Source organism: Nocardiopsis sp. CNS-639, from assembly GCF_000381685.1.
GTDB lineage: Bacteria > Actinomycetota > Actinomycetes > Streptosporangiales > Streptosporangiaceae > Nocardiopsis > Nocardiopsis dassonvillei.
Genome location: NZ_KB906855.1, coordinates 17,492 through 31,887 on the forward strand (window position 1 = coordinate 17,492; position 14,396 = coordinate 31,887).

The window sequence follows — 14,396 nt, forward strand, 5'->3', positions numbered from 1 at the left end:
CCGTCGTGGCGGTCGCGTGACGCGCGGGCTCAGCCCTCCAGCGCCCGGAAGACCTCCAGCCACTGCCCCGGGTCCACGTGCCCGACGGGGACGTTCGGCGCGACCTCGGCCCGGGCCAGCGCCCGGTCCACCCGCCGGGCGGGGTGGGCGCGGCGCAGCGACGCGCCCAGCGATCCGCCCGCGCCCCCGAACCCCAGCTCGACCAGGCGCCGGTAGCCGTTCATCCGCCCCGGGTCCACCAGGGGCGTCCGGCGCCTGCGCAGCACCAGGATGCCCGAATCCACCCGGGGCACCGGCCGGAACCGCTGCCGGTCGATTCGCCCGGCCAGCGACCACGACCACTCCGGCCAGGTCAGCACCGTCAACCGGCTCCACCGACCGAACCCGCCGGTGCGCTTGCGCGCGTACTCCAGCTGGGTGACGAGGGTGGCCGAGGCCAGGCCCCGCGCGTCCAGACACCAGCGCACGATGTCGGCGGTGCGCGCGTAGGGGATGTTGCCCACCAGGTGGAACTCGCCCCGCGGCGGGCGCACCCGGGTGAAGTCGGCCCGCACCACCCGCACCCCGCTCGCGGGGTCCCGGTAGCGCACGGAGAGCCGTTCGGCCAGGCGCGGGTCGATCTCGTAGGCCAGGACGCGGCGGGCGGCCGGGGCCAGGAAGCGGGTGAGGGCGCCCTCGCCCGGACCCACCTCCACCACCAGGTCGGCCGGGCCGACCCCGGACACGGCCACCACGCGGCGGGCGGCGCCCGGGTCGGCGAGGAAGTTCTGGGAGAAGCGGCGCCGGTTGTCACCGGCACCCGTGCGACGTGAGCGTTCGGTACGTGCCACGGAAGGTCCGTTCCAGCCACCCTGCGGTGGCCGACGAGGACGGGCGGCACGGACGGGCGCGCCACACGGCGCGCGACAACGCGAAAGGAGGTCCGGGCAGCCCGTCCGAGGAAAGAAGGGACGCGACTGTGCCTGGACCGGAGGGTCACACGGGAAGGAGGAGGTGTCGTCCGTGGTCATCGCCGGGCCGACCGCCGTGCGGGCGCGCGTGGGCGCGCCCGCGCCAACGGCGGCGGACGGCGCACCCCTCCCCCCACCGTCCGGACACGCGGTGGGGTACGCGCGCGAAGCGGGGGAAGGAAGGGGCGGGTTCCCGGCGGGCCGGACGGACCCCGCGGGCGGGGTTCCCGGCGGCCGGGGCGGCGGACTACCGGCCCAGGTGCGGGGACCGGGGCCGGACGACGTGGGTGTGGCAGCTCACCGGCCAGGCGTGGGCCCGGCAGATGATCGCCTGGAAGCAGCACATGGCGACCAACCTAGGAGCACGCCCGCGGCGGCGGCAACCGGTTTTCCCACCGGCGGGTCCGCCCGAAAAGGGTTCGCCCCGCCCGGCCCGACCGCGCCATACTCACCCCCATGCCCGACTTCGCGGACTTCGACACCCGCCACTACCGCACCGTCGACGTGGCAACCGGCTACGACGGCTGGTCCGACACCTACGAGGACTCCGTCCTGGACGCCATGGACCTGGCCCTCCTGGACGGCCTCACCGTCCCCGACTGGTCGGCGGTCGCCCGCGCCGCCGACCTGGGATGCGGTACCGGCCGCACCGGTTCGTGGCTGCGCGGCCGCGGGGCCGGGCGCGTGGACGGCGTCGACCTCAGCTCCGGCATGCTGGCCCTGGCCGAGAGGCGCGGCGCCCACGACAGCCTCACCCGGGGCGACGTGCGCGACACGGGCCTGACCGGCGCCGCCTACGACCTGGTCATCGCCTCCCTGATCGACGAGCACCTGCCGGACCTGGCGCCCTTCTACGCCGAGGCCCGGCGGCTCGTCCGGCCCGGGGGGACGTGCGTGCTGGTCGCCTACCACCCGCAGTTCTCGATGGTCTCGGGGATGCCGACCCACTACACCGACGCCTCCGGCGAGGACATCGCCATCACCACCCACGTCCACCTCATCAGCGACCACGTCCGCGCCGCCTCGGCCGCGGGGTGGCGGCTGGCCGAGATGGCGGAGGGCACCGTGGACGACACCTGGGTGGCGGCCAAGCCCACGTGGGAGAGGTTCCGGGGCCACCCGATCTCGGCGGCCTTCGTGTGGACCGCGTCCTAGCTGTACTGACCACGGAGGTTGGTGACACCCACCCCGCCTGACACACACAAAGAGGGCCTCCGGTATCGGTGTGGATTGCGACATCTACCACCGAACCGGAAGGCCCTCGATGCCCCACACTACCCACGCCAACACCACGCTCACACCCGCAGGGCGCCGGGGGTGTGCTCGCGTCCACGGGGCGAGGCGGAGGGGGTGGGGGCCTGTCCGCCACGTCCGTTGAGGGCGGTGTCCGGGCGGAAGGCGTGGTCGGGGCCGTGGGCGTCGCGTCCGCGGGGGTCGGCGGGTGGCGCGGGGTCTCCGTCAGCGCAGCAGCGCCTCCCGCCACAGCCGGCGGTTGCGCTCGACGTACTCCGACGCCGGTCCCCAGTGGTCGGCGTGCCCCTCCGCGTGCAGGCGAGCCCACGGCTGCTCACCCGTCCGCGCGCCCTCCGTCAACAGGTCGTACATGCCGCGCACGCGTCCCAGGACCGCGTCGGGCAGTTCACGGCGCTGGGCCCCGTCGCACCCGTACCCGTCGGCCAGGGCGCGCAGCCGCCGCGCGTCGCGCCGGGGGTCCCCGCCCTCGTGCAGCGGCACGAACCCGTGCGCGGCGTATCCGAGGTCGCCCATGCGCGTGCCCGGACCGGCGCAGTCCCAGTCGATGAAGGTCCAGGCGTCGCCGTCGCGCACCAGGTTCCACGGCGCCAGGTCGTTGTGGCAGACGAGTTCCTCGCGCTCGTGCGGGATGGGCACCTCCCACACCGGCTCCTCCGCGGGCCGGTACGCGGCGGTCAGGTCGTGGAGGCGGCGGATCGTCCCGCCCAGCCGACGCAGTTCCCCCTCCGTCATCGGCGCCATCCGGTCCGCCATCGTCCCCGGCACGTACCCGAGCACCTGGCGGCCCCGCTCGTCCCTGCCGACCGCGGGAGGGGACGCCTCGTAGCCGCACGCGTGCAGGTACGTGAGCAGGAGCAGCACGGAAGGGGAGGAGCGCCGCCAGGGTTTGCGCACGGTCCGTCCCACGCGCACCACCTGGTCGGCGACGTTGCCGCCCTCCAGCACCTCTTCCTCGGGTGGGGTCATGGTCTCCCATGCTCCACCGCGCGGGCGGGGGAGTCCACCGGTTTTCACCGGTCCCCGGGGGCCTGCCGGGCCTCGTCGGCCCGCTGCTCCGCGGCGGCCAGGGACGCGTCGTCCAACCGGGCCAGTCCGGCGAGCAGCCCCAGGCACAGCAGCCCCATGGAGGCGAACACCCAGGTCAGTCCGAGGAACTCCGCGAGGAGGCCGCCCGTGGCGGCCCCCAGAGGCATGGTGCCCCAGGCCAGCAGCCGGTAGGCGCTGTTCACCCGGCCGAGCAGGGGATCGGGGGTGATCCGCTGGCGCAGCGACACCGTGACCACGTTCCACACCGCGATCCCCAGCCCGCCCGCGAAGAAGCCCGCCGCGACCAGGACGGGGTCGGCGGTCACCGCGGGCAGGCCCACGAGCACGGCGAAGGTCAGCACGCAGGTCCGCAGCGCCCGGGCGCGTCCCAAGAGCCGCTCGATCCGCCCGGCGCACAGGGCGCCCACCACGCTGCCCGCGGCGACGGCGGTCATGAGCAGGCCGTAGGCGGGCTCGGACAGGCCCATGGGCGAGTCCGGACCCACCGCGAAGAGCACGAAGACGGTGAAGGCCGCGTTGCTGGCGAAGTTGCTGGCGCCCACCATCGCCGCGAACGAGCGCAGGATCCGGTCGCGCCACAGGAAGCGCAGCCCCTCGGCGATGTCGGCGCGCAGGGTGGCGGGCGCGGTCCGCGCGGTCCGGAACCGGCCGCGTACCAGCAGCAGCGCGCCCACCGCGACCAGCCACAGGGCCGCCGGGGCGGTGAAGGCCGCCGCCGCGCCCACCGCCACCAGCAGGCCGCCCAGGGGAGGCCCGAGGAACTGGTTCGCGGTCAGTTCGGCGGCGTGCAGCCGCCCGTTGGCCCGGGGGAGCCGGTCGCGGCCGACCACCTGCGGCAGGATCGACTGGGCCGAGGTGTCGTAGAGGGTCTCGGTGACCCCGACGCACAGCGCCACCGCGTAGAGCAGCCAGACCGAGCCCAGGTCCAGGGCCAGGGACAGCGCCAGGACGCCGAGCAGCAGCGCCCGGGCGAGGTTGGCGCCGAGCATCGTCCGGCGCCGGTCGAGCCGGTCGGCCAGGGCGCCCGCCGGGAGCGCGAAGAACAGCCACGGGAGGGTCAGCGCGAACGTCACCCCGGCGATGAGGACGGGGAAGTCGGTGAAGCGCAGCGCCACCAGCGGCAGCGCCGTCTTCAGGACGCCGTCGGCGAGGTTGGACAGGGCGGAGGAGGTCCACAGGTTCCAGAAGGCGGCGCCCATCGGCGCGGGGCGCGGGTGCGGTACCGCAGGGGGAGGGGTGTGCGGGGGGCTGGCTTCCGTCATGCGGTCGAGAATGGCAGATCGATTGAGAAAACTCAATCGATTGCCGGAAGTTGACCGTTGTTACCCTCGGGACATGGGAGAACCGGAACAGAGCGGGACCGCCCGCCGCCCGCGCACGCGACGACCGGCCACGGTCCAGGAGGCCAAGGCCCTGGCCCACCCGCTGCGGGTGCGCATCCTGCGGCTCTGCCTGACCCGGGAGCTCACCAACAAGGAACTGGCCGACCGCCTGGAGGTCACCCCGGGCACGGTCCTGTACCACGTCCGCCAGCTCGTGGACGCGGGCCTGCTGCTGCCCGCGCCCGTGCGCACCGGGGCCAGCGGTGCGCTGGAGAAGCCCTACCGCGCCACCGGGGAGACCTGGTGGCTGGACGGCCCCCTTCTGGACACCGACGCCGGTTCCGCCGTCGCGCCGGTGGAGGCCTTCCAGCAGGAGCTGAGCGAGGCCGGACCGGAGTCGGTGCGCACCTACTCGCGCTTCGTGCTGCACCTGTCGGACGAGGAGGTGGCGGAGCTGGACCGCCGCATCGTCGCTGTCCTGGACGAGTACGTGGCCACCGACGGCCAGCGCGCGGACCGGCCCGTCTACGCCGGGGCGTTCCTGCTGCACCGCCCCGCCGACTGACCGCCGCGCGGGCCGCGCGGCGGCGGGTTCCGGGCCCGCCCCGGTGCCCGTCGGGTCCTGTGGCGGCCTCCGAACCCCTCCGGGCCGGGCCGCCGGGTCAGCGCCGGTGGATCTGCCGTCCGCTCAGCCTGCCGGGCGTGATCCTCAGGACCTGGTCGCGCGCCCCCTCGGCCCAGGGCCGGGGCAGGTCGCCCTGCGGCAGGCGCGCCAGCTCGGCGGCGTCGCGGATCCACGCGCACGGCCCGCTGGCCAGCACGCTCCACCCCTCGCGGCGCTCCTCGTCGAGGCTGTCCACCTGGAAGGCGGCGTACCCGCGCGCGTGGCGCATGATGGCCCCGGCCAGCGTGGAGCGGAACACTATGCCGCCGTCGACCATCGTGTAGTTCACCGGCAGCACCGTGGGCGCCGCGTCCCCCTCGATGGTGAAGGCCACGCGCCCGATGTCGCGCGTGGCCAGCAGGTTGAAGCAGGTCTGGCGCTCCAGGACGGTGAAGCTGGCCCCGTCGTCGCCCTCGATGATGTCGGCGCCCTCCAGCAGCTCCTGCTCGTCGGCGAGGCGGTCGGTCCCCGCGTACTCGTCGGACGGCCCCCGCTGCTCCGGCGGCGCGACCGGTCCCGTGACCGAGACCGGCGGCGGTTTCATCCGGTCGGCGCCCTCTGATCCAGCCATCGCTAGCTCCCCCGAGAAGAGTGCCCCCGTGTCCTCCCTCCGCCGTCGGCGCGGTTCGCGGGCCCGGGGACGCGGCCCGCGCGTCGTCGGCGAAGGTCCCCGCTCCCCGACTACCCCCCGGGGCGACCAGCGCAAACAGCCGGGGCGGCCCGGGGCGTCCCCGGACGGGACGGGATGTTTGATTCCCCTGGGTAGCGGTCAACTTACTTAGGGTGAATGTCCGGCGCCTGTCAGGAGGCATGACGTGCCCGCTCGACACACCGACGCCGAACCCCGGCGACCCCGGATCCTGGACGTCACCCTGCGCGACGGCGGCTACCTCAACGACTGGCGCTTCACCGACGCCACCGTGCGCGAGCACACCAAGGTCCTCGGCGAGGTGGGCGTACCCTACGTGGAGGTCGGCTACATCAGCGACGATCCCGGGCGCGAACCCACGCTCCGGTGCGCGCCCGACCTGCTGCGCCAGGTCGGCGAGGACGCCGGACCGGCCCGCGTCGTCGCCATGCTCGGTGTGAACGGCAGGAGCCCGGACGAGGTCGCCGCCCTGCTGCGGCCCCGCGCCGAGGTGCTCGACGTGGTCCGCCTGACCTGCCTCGTGGAGAGGCTGGACCACGTGCTCGCCGCGGCGGAGGCCGTCCGCGCCACCGGCGTCACCTGCTCGCTCAACCTCATCAGCGTCACCGCCTACGAACCCGGGGAACTGGCCGAGGCGGCCGAGCGCGTCGCCCGGGCGGGAGTCGCCGACTGGCTCTACCTGGCCGACTCGCGCGGCGCGCTGCTGCCCGAGCACGCCGCCGAACTCTTCGCCGGGGTGCGGGCCGCCTGGCCCGGCCTGGCGGGCTTCCACGGCCACGACAACCTCGGCCACGCCGTCGCCAACTCCCGGATCGCGCTGGAGGCGGGCTTCGACCTCGTGGACGGCTCCCTCCACGGGTACGGCCTGGGCGGCGGCAACACCGACCTGGCCGAGGCCCTGGCACTGGTCGGGGAGGTGGACCGCCCGCGTCTGGCCTCCCTGGCCGAGCGCGTGGCGGCGGAGATGCCCCCGCCGCCGCCCTTCCAGCACCTGTATCCCCTCACCGGTTGGCGCAACCTGGAACAGGAGTGGGCCCCCGACGTCTGGGAGGCCCACGGCGAGGGGGCCGAGGAGTTCCTGCGCGGCCTGGCCTGGAAGCGCTACAAGGAGGTCGGGGAGGTCCTGGGCGATGCGTCGGCTCCCCGGCCCTGAACACCCGGTCGGCGGCGGCGCCCAGGCCCGAACCGCGACCGCGCACCCCACCACCCCCTGGAGGAACGGTTTGACCCGGCCCGTCCGCTGTCTCGTGCTCAACGACCGGCACCCCCTTCCCACCGACACCCTGGACCACCTGTCCGACGCGCTGGAGGCGCACTGGGTCCAGACCGCCGACGGCGGCCTGGACCCGGCCGAGGAGTTCCGGCGCCGCCCGGACACGCGGGTCCTGGTCACCACCTACACGGACCTGGGCGCGGAGAACCTGCGGCTGCTGCCCGAGCTGGAGCTGGTGGTGGCCACCACCACGGCCGTGGAGTACGTGGACCTGGAGTACTGCCGCGAGCGCGGCGTGGCCGTGTGCAACACCGCCGGGTACACCGGCGCGGCGGTGGCCGAGCACGCCGTCGCGCTGATGATGGCCGTGGCCAAGAGGGTCGTGCCCGTCCACGCCCGCGTCCGGTCGGGCGACCTGCTGTGCGCGGGGGAGCAGGGGATGGAGCTCGCGGGCGGCACCGCGGGGATCGTCGGCATGGGCGGCATCGGCGCACGGGTGGCCCGTATGGTGCGCGGCCTGGGTATGGCGGCCGTCCACGCCAACCGCAGTCCGCGCCGGGCCGAGGGCTCGGTCCAGGTGGAGCTGGACGAGCTCCTGGCGGTGTCCGACGCGGTCTTCCTCACCCTGCCGCTGGACACGGCCACCCACGGCCTGCTGGGCGCGGCCCGACTCGCCCTGATGAAGCCCTCGGCGGTCCTGGTGAGCATCTCGCCCAACGAGGTCGTCGACTCCGGGGCGCTGACGGAGGCGCTGCGCGCGGGGCGCCTGCGGGGCGCGGGGCTGGACCTGGTCGGCGAGCGCAACCCCTACCCGCCGCTGGACAACCTGGTGCTCAGCTCCCGGTTCGCCGCCAACACCCGCGAGTGCCAGGAACGGCGCCGACGGGTCTGGGCGGCCGCGGTGGAGGCCTTCGTCCGGGGCCGGGAGCTGCCGCACCGGATCGTGTGAGGACGGGGACGGGCCGGGCGGCATGTGCTCGCCCGGCCCGTCCCCGTGGGGGCGGACGATCTAGCGGCCGGTCACCCGCACCGGGGTGTCGTCCAGGGAGTCGTCGCGCGTCTCACGGCTGACCAGCAGCGCCACCAGGGTGATCGCGCCGACCAGGACCAGGTAGCCGCCGACCCAGTTCAGTCCCAGGGTGCCCGCCAGCCACGTCGCGATGTAGGGGGCGAACGAGGCGCCCAGCAGGCCCGCCAGGTTGTAGGCCACCGAGGCGCCGGTGTAGCGCACCTTGGTCGGGAACAGCTCCGGCAGCACGGAGGCCATCGGGCCGAAGGTCAGGCCCATCAGGCTCAGTCCCACGATGAGGAAGGCCAGCACGCCGACCGTGCCGCCGCCGCCCATCAGCGGGCCCATGGCGAAGCCGAAGACGATGATCGCGACGGTGACCCAGAGCAGGACCGGCTTGCGGCCGAACCGGTCGGCGAGCAGGCCCGCGACGGGGGTGAACACTCCGAAGAACACCACGCCCACCAGCAGGAACACCAGGAACTGCGACCGGTCGTAGCCCAGGCCCGCCACCGGGTCGGTGCCGAAGCCCAGGGAGAACACGGTCATCAGGTAGAACAGCACGTAGGTGGCGAGCATGATCAGCGTGCCCAGCACCACGGCGGGCCAGTTGGTGCGGAACACCTCCACCATCGGCGACTTGACCCGCTCGCCCGAGGCGACGATCTTGGCGAAGGCCGGGGTCTCGTGCAGGGTCAGGCGGACCCACAGGCCGATCACGATCAGCAGGGTCGAGAGCAGGAACGGCACGCGCCAGCCCCAGGACAGGAAGGTCGCGTCGCTCATGAACTGGCTCAGGAGCAGGAACACGCCGTTGGCGAGGAAGAACCCGATCGGCGCGCCCAGCTGCGGGAACGAGCCGTAGAAGCCGCGCCTTCCGGGAGGGGCGTTCTCTGTGGCCAGCAGGGCCGCGCCGCCCCACTCCCCGCCCAGTCCCAGGCCCTGGCCGAAGCGGCACACCGCCAGCAGCAGCGGGGCCAGGACGCCCACCTGCGCGTAGGTGGGCAGCAGGCCGATGCCGACGGTGGCGATGCCCATGGTCAGCAGCGACGCCACCAGGGTGGCCTTGCGCCCGACGCGGTCGCCGAAGTGGCCGAACACCCAGGAGCCGATGGGGCGGGCGACGAAGGCGATGGCGAAGGTGGCCAGCGACTGCAACCGCGCCGCCAGCATGTCGCCCTCGGGGAAGAACAGCGCGGGGAAGACCAGGACCGCGGCCGTCGCGTAGATGTAGAAGTCGTAGAACTCGATGGACGTCCCCACGAGGCTGGCCGTGAGGACCTTCCTCTTGGGATTGGCCGGTGGCTCGGCCTCTTCTGGTGCGCGTGGGGCGACGTCCGTCATGGGACTTCTTTCCAGGTCAGTGGGTGCGGATGGCTGGATGCTAGCCTCGCTCGCCACTGTATGAAACATTTGTCTCACTATATGGACGTGTGCGTTCTCTGTGTCCGTCTGGGGTTTTCCGCGGGCCGGGAAGCGCGGATCCCGCGCGCACACGGGCCTTCGCCTCCCCTGACCCCGCGCCCCCGGGCCCGGTCGCGGGCGGCGGCGGTGGCGATCCGCACACCGCGACCGGTGGGCCGGGCGCGGCTCCCGGGACAGGGGCGGCGGTCCGGGGCCGTGCGCCGGGCGGCCCTCAGTCCTCGGGGAGGGGGCCCGGGCGCACCACCCGCGTGCAGTTGTCCCGGAAGCGCTTGACCAGCTCCCCGTTGGGGCGGTCGCTGCGCTCCACCCACTCCCGGGCGGCCTCCTCGGTCGCCCCGCCCGCGAGCTGGCGCCGGTGCAGCCTGCGCTCGCGCAGGTCGTCGTCGGCCTCCACGTACCACAGCTGGGCGAACAGCCCGCGCAGCCCGGCCCAGGGCTCCTCGTCGCCCGCCAGGTAGTTGCCCTCGGTCACGACCAGCCGGGTGTGCGGCTCGATCACGTGCCGCGCGGCGACGGGTTCGTGCAGCACGCGGTCGTAGTCGGGCACGTAGACGGGGTGGTCGGTCTCGGCGAGCAGGCGGCGCACCAGGGCCGCGTACCCGTGCGCGTCGAAGGTGTCCGGCGCGCCTTTGCGGTCGCGCCGCCCCAGCCGGTCGAGCTGGGCGTTGGACAGGTGGAAGCCGTCCATGGGCAGGTACCCGGCCGTGCCCGGGCCCAGCACGCCGTTGACCCCGGCCACCAGGTGGCGGGCGAGCGTGGACTTCCCGGCGGCGGGGGCACCGACCAGGCCGAGTACGCGGCGACGGGGGCCGCCGGTGGCGGCGGCCAGGGCGAGGGCGTCGGCGACGAGCGGTTCGGACATGGAACGAGCCTACGCACCCCGGGGCGCCCCGCGCCGGGGCGGTGTCCGGGTCCGCCCCGTCGGCCGCGCCGGGCCCCGGACCGTGCGGGGCGGCCTCCTCCGGGCCCGCCGGGGCGGTGGCCCCGCCGGGCCCGGAGGTCCCGGTCAGGGGACGTGGCCCACGTGGGCCAGCGCCTGGCGCACCAGCACGTCCTGGCCGCCCGTCATCTCCTCGCGCAGGTGCGCGCCGACCGCCTCCTCCGGGGTGAACCACACCAGGTCCAGGGCGTCCTGGCGGGGCTGGCAGTCGCCCGAGACCGGGACGATGTAGGCCATCGCCACCGCGTGCTGGCGGGCGTCGTGGAACGGGGTGACCCCCGGAGTGGGGAAGTACTCGGCCACCGTGAACGGCTGCGGCGAGACGGGGACGCGCGGCAGGGCCACCGGGCCCAGGTCCTTCTCCAGGTGGCGCAGGAGGGCGTCGCGGATCCGCTCGTGGTAGAGCACGCGGCCCGAGACCACCGAGCGGTGGAAGCTGCCGTCGGGCGCGGCCCGCATGAGCAGGCCGACATGGGTCACCTGCCCCACCTCGTCCACCCGTACGGGAACCGCCTGGACGTAGAGGACGGGCATGCGGCCGCGGATGCTCTCCAGCTCCTCGGGGGAGAACCAGCCGGGCTGGGTGTCGGCGGTTTCGGTCATCGGGTGCGCGGCGGAACGCCGCGGCCGTCGGCCGGGGCCCGCCGCTCCCTCCCTTCTCGTGGGCTGTCCCTGGGATCGGCCCCGGGCCCGGCCCGTGGGCGCGGGCACGCGGGGGTGCCACCTGTACCGCTTCTACCGCACTCGGGCGCGGAAGGCCACGCGCGGGGGCGTGCCCGGAGTGTCCGAGAGGAGAAGTGAGGGGTCGAAGCCGCGGTCGCGCGCGGTGCCTCCCGCTACCCGTCGGACGGGGTGACACGGGACTGTCCCTACGGCCACATCAGCGAGTTTTCGCGGGTTTTTCTCACGAAAAGCTCCCACGGTCTCTCTGGAGAGGTTACGATCTCGTACGCGGTTGCGTAGTGGAAAGGTTACGTCCGGTGAGAGGTGGCCCGAGTGGCGAGGAATGCCCGGTTCTCTGCCCAGGAGCGTTTCCCCTGTACGGGTGTGACGGTCGTGCCCGTCCACGGCGAGGTTGACCTCGCCACCGCCGACCGCGTGCGCGATCGGCTGCTCCAGGCCGCGCACGCCTCACGGTGCGACTGCCTGGTGGTGGACATGTCCGGGCTCGACTTCTTCGACGCGAGCGGCGTCAGCGCCCTGGTCGCGGTCTACAAGAGCCTCACCCGCGAGGGGCGGCACGTGGTCCTGGCCGAGCCCGCGCCCATCGCCGCGCGCGTGCTGGAGGCGCTGGGCATGGGGCGCGTGTTCGAGATCTACCCCCTCCTGGAAATGGCGCTCACACACACCAGCGGGTTGCGGGTCGACGGCGACCCGATCCGCAACACGGTGCCCGAACTCCCGTGACCGGGTCCCGGTCCCCGCCCCGCACGGGGGACCGGGACCGCGGCCCGCGCCAAACCCCCGCCTCAGGGGCGGGACGCCCCGCCCCCGGTGCCCCGTCCGCCTTCGTCCTCCTGCCCGTCGCGCACCAGGAAGGGCGCCAGCAGTTCGGGGACGGCCTCGTCCGCCCAGGCCAGGCCCTGGCCCAACCCCACGTCCCTGGCCGCGTACATCCCCTGCCCCGCCGCCGTCGTGGCGGCCACGTCGGCCAGGCCCAGCCTGCGCTGGAACGGCGAGCGGTTGATCCGCCAGCCGATCACCGCCGACCGCTCCAGGGTCACCGTGTCGCGCACCGCCATCCCCTTGCGCACCACCAGGTAGCGCGGGTGCAGACCGTGGCCCAGCCCCCGGTAGGAGCCCACGGCGTACCAGAACGCCGCCGCCGCGATCGCCACCGCCAGCACCGCCCACGCCCAGCTCGGCGTGACCTCCACCGTGCTCGTGGCCAGCGGCACCGGGATGATCTCCCGCTCCACCTCGTGCACCACGTCCCACCAGGCCTCGGCGATCAGCGTGTGCAGCCAGGCCAGGGCGCCGGAGAGCACCGCGCCCAGCACGGCGACCACGGCGGCCCGCGTGAAGCGGCGGCGCAGCGCGGCCCGGGGGTGCACGGCCAGCGCCACGTCCAGGGGCGAGTCCGGCGTGCCCATCAGGTCGGCGGCCAGTCTCCGGGCCCGCTCCCGCGGCATGGCCGGGGACAGGCGGCTCCTGGCACTGGTCTTCTGGTCGTCGGCCGCGGCCAGCCCGGTGGCCACCGCGCGCACGTCCGCTCCGCCCGACAGCCGCAGCACGTACGGCTCGTGCAGCGTCACCCCGTTGAGGCGGCGCCCCTCCACCGACAGCGACACGCTGGTCAGCAGGCCGCGGCGCAGCCGCACGGTCCCGTCGGCCTCCCGGGTGAGGCGGTAGTTCCACCAGGTCTCTACGGCGACGGCGGTCAGGACCACCACACCGGACACCAGCAGACCCAGCAGCGTCAGGGGCACCACGATCAGGATCTGCCCCATCACGAACGAGGACATCTCCTCCACGCTGGGCAGGTTGGCCTGCTCGGAGAGCCAGTCCCACCCCACGCCGCCGGTCTGGGCGTTCAGGCCCAGCAGACCGGCGATGGCGCCCAGGCCCACGCCCAGGGTCGCGGTGGTCGCGGGGGCGTAGGCGAACCAGCGGCGGTCGAGGCGGGCCAGCTCGGTCTCGCCGTCCCCGCCCGCGCCGTCCTCGGCGGCCTCACCGGTACCGGACACGGCGCCGGCGGGCGCGCCCCGGCGCAGCAGGTCGCGGCGCAGCCACTCGCCCTGCTCCGCGGTGACGTAGAGCAGCTGGAGCTGGTCGGCCCCGGCCCCGACCTGCTCACCGGTGCCGACCGTGACCGAGCACAGTCCGAAGATCCGCACGTAGATCGGCGCCGCCACGTCGACGCTGCGCACGCGCTCGCGCGGGATGGACCGGTAGGACTTGGCGACGATGCCCGAACGCATCTCCATGCGCTCGTCGGTGACCCGGTAACGGGTCGCGCGCAGGCGCAGCAGGTCGAGGTAGGTCATGAGCGCGGTGAACGCCAGTGCGGCGGGGACCGGGAGCAGGGCCCACAGGGGCTGTCCGGCCACCACCAGCACGACGGTGACCACGATCGCGCTCGGGACGAGGAACAGCCCGACGACGACGGTGCTGGCCCACACGCTGAGCGGGTGCAGCCGCTGCCAGTCGGTGACGGGGGTCTCCTCTGCGGGGACGGGTTCCGCGGAGGCGGCGGGGGCCCCGGTGGGAGAGGCGAAGGTCTGTCCGGCGGGAGCCGCGGCGCCCGCCGGGGCGGGGCCCGGGTCGGTGTCGGCCGGTCCGGCGGGGACGCCTTCCGCACGCGGGGCGGGCGGTCCGCTCTGTCCGGGCGCCGGAGGGAACTCCTCGGGGCCGGATCGGTGTCCGTCGCTCATGTCGCGTCCCCCGGGGTCGCCTGGGTGGTGTCGGTGAGCTGGTCGGCCACGCGCGTGGCCAGTTCGTGGTCCAGGCCGGTGATCTCGATCGGGCCCGCGGCGGAGGCGGTGGTCACGGTGACGCTGGAGAGCCCGAACGCCCGCTGGAGGGGGCCGCGGGCGGTGTCCACGGTCTGGATGCGCGACATCGGGGCCACTCGCCACTCCTGCCAGAGCCAGCCGCTGGAGGTGTAGACGGCCGTGTCGGTGACCTCCCAGCGGTGGACGCGGTAGCGCCACCGCGGCATGACCACGGTGATCAGCAGCCCGATCCCGCCGATCACCGCGGCGGCGGCCAGGAACCACGCGCGCGGCGGCTCCCAGATGATCGCGGGCACCACGGGGATCGCGGTGAGGACGACCGTCACGGCCAGGGACCGGGTGGTCCACCAGTGGACGGCGCGCCCGTCCACCCGGTGGCGGGGTGGGCGCAGGCGGGGGGTGTCGGCGCTCATCGCGTCCACGCCTCCTTCGGTTCGGGGCCCCGGCGGGCCGGTGTCTTTTAAAAGT

14 protein-coding genes are annotated in these 14,396 nt (G+C 74.4%); 5 read left to right on the forward strand and 9 right to left on the reverse strand.

The window, feature by feature from the left end:
- Positions 1 to 29: 29 nt before the first annotated feature.
- Positions 30 to 830: an ErmE/ErmH/ErmO/ErmR family 23S rRNA (adenine(2058)-N(6))-methyltransferase gene (gene erm, locus G011_RS0102640; protein ID WP_019607094.1), complete on the reverse strand. Its 801-nt coding sequence runs from the start codon at positions 828 to 830 to the stop codon at positions 30 to 32.
- A 576-nt stretch (positions 831 to 1,406) separates the two neighbouring features.
- On the opposite strand from erm, the gene G011_RS0102645 reads away from it, so the two are divergent.
- Positions 1,407 to 2,105 carry a class I SAM-dependent methyltransferase gene (locus G011_RS0102645; RefSeq protein ID WP_019607095.1) on the forward strand — a complete coding sequence of 233 codons (699 nt, stop codon included), beginning with the start codon at positions 1,407 to 1,409 and terminating at the stop codon, positions 2,103 to 2,105.
- Positions 2,106 to 2,408: 303 nt separating this feature from the next.
- On the opposite strand, the gene G011_RS0102650 is transcribed toward G011_RS0102645, so the two are convergent.
- Both G011_RS0102650 and G011_RS0102655 read right to left on the reverse strand, forming a co-directional pair.
- On the reverse strand, positions 2,409 to 3,170 hold the full coding sequence (locus G011_RS0102650; RefSeq protein ID WP_019607096.1) for a phosphotransferase: 762 nt from the start codon (positions 3,168 to 3,170) through the stop codon (positions 2,409 to 2,411).
- Positions 3,171 to 3,214: 44 nt separating this feature from the next.
- Positions 3,215 to 4,450 carry an MFS transporter gene (locus G011_RS0102655; RefSeq protein ID WP_019607097.1) on the reverse strand — a complete coding sequence of 412 codons (1,236 nt, stop codon included), beginning with the start codon at positions 4,448 to 4,450 and terminating at the stop codon, positions 3,215 to 3,217.
- Positions 4,451 to 4,586: 136 nt separating this feature from the next.
- On the opposite strand from G011_RS0102655, the gene G011_RS0102660 reads away from it, so the two are divergent.
- The gene (locus tag G011_RS0102660) at positions 4,587 to 5,138 is read left to right on the forward strand and encodes a transcriptional regulator (RefSeq protein WP_013153289.1); all 552 of its coding nucleotides are present in this window, start codon (positions 4,587 to 4,589) and stop codon (positions 5,136 to 5,138) included.
- Positions 5,139 to 5,235: 97 nt separating this feature from the next.
- On the opposite strand, the gene G011_RS0102665 is transcribed toward G011_RS0102660, so the two are convergent.
- Complete coding sequence (locus tag G011_RS0102665) at positions 5,236 to 5,808, reverse strand: pyridoxamine 5'-phosphate oxidase family protein (protein ID WP_026337952.1); 573 nt, start codon at positions 5,806 to 5,808, stop codon at positions 5,236 to 5,238.
- A 244-nt stretch (positions 5,809 to 6,052) separates the two neighbouring features.
- Here G011_RS0102665 and G011_RS0102670 point away from each other — a divergent pair, with 244 nt between their 5' ends.
- Together G011_RS0102670 and G011_RS0102675 are read left to right on the forward strand one after the other, a co-directional pair.
- The gene (locus tag G011_RS0102670; RefSeq protein WP_019607099.1) at positions 6,053 to 7,039 is read left to right on the forward strand and encodes a hypothetical protein; all 987 of its coding nucleotides are present in this window, start codon (positions 6,053 to 6,055) and stop codon (positions 7,037 to 7,039) included.
- A 70-nt stretch (positions 7,040 to 7,109) separates the two neighbouring features.
- Positions 7,110 to 8,048, forward strand: a complete 939-nt coding sequence (locus tag G011_RS0102675) for a 2-hydroxyacid dehydrogenase (RefSeq protein WP_231391363.1) — start codon at positions 7,110 to 7,112, stop codon at positions 8,046 to 8,048.
- 60 nt (positions 8,049 to 8,108) lie between these two features.
- On the opposite strand, the gene G011_RS0102680 is transcribed toward G011_RS0102675, so the two are convergent.
- The 3 genes from G011_RS0102680 to G011_RS0102690 all read right to left on the reverse strand — a co-directional run bounded on the left by G011_RS0102680 (position 8,109) and on the right by G011_RS0102690 (position 11,076).
- Positions 8,109 to 9,452, reverse strand: coding sequence for an MFS transporter (locus G011_RS0102680; RefSeq protein ID WP_026337954.1), 1,344 nt, complete (start codon positions 9,450 to 9,452; stop codon positions 8,109 to 8,111).
- Positions 9,453 to 9,744: 292 nt separating this feature from the next.
- Entirely contained in the window at positions 9,745 to 10,395 is a 651-nt protein-coding gene (locus tag G011_RS0102685; protein ID WP_019607102.1) for a nucleoside/nucleotide kinase family protein, read from the reverse strand.
- Positions 10,396 to 10,539: 144 nt separating this feature from the next.
- Positions 10,540 to 11,076 (reverse strand): NUDIX hydrolase family protein, encoded by a 537-nt coding sequence (locus G011_RS0102690; protein WP_013153283.1) that lies wholly within the window; start codon positions 11,074 to 11,076, stop codon positions 10,540 to 10,542.
- A 444-nt stretch (positions 11,077 to 11,520) separates the two neighbouring features.
- Here G011_RS0102690 and G011_RS0102695 point away from each other — a divergent pair, with 444 nt between their 5' ends.
- A complete protein-coding gene (locus G011_RS0102695) occupies positions 11,521 to 11,880 on the forward strand; it encodes an STAS domain-containing protein (protein WP_019607103.1) in 360 nt (119 codons plus the stop codon).
- Positions 11,881 to 11,942: 62 nt separating this feature from the next.
- On the opposite strand, the gene G011_RS0102700 is transcribed toward G011_RS0102695, so the two are convergent.
- Entirely contained in the window at positions 11,943 to 13,847 is a 1,905-nt protein-coding gene (locus G011_RS0102700) for a PH domain-containing protein (protein ID WP_019607104.1), read from the reverse strand.
- Entirely contained in the window at positions 13,844 to 14,341 is a 498-nt protein-coding gene (locus G011_RS0102705; protein ID WP_019607105.1) for a PH domain-containing protein, read from the reverse strand. The genes G011_RS0102700 and G011_RS0102705 overlap by 4 nt, the downstream gene beginning before the upstream one ends.
- Between the last annotated feature and the right edge of the window lie 55 nt (positions 14,342 to 14,396).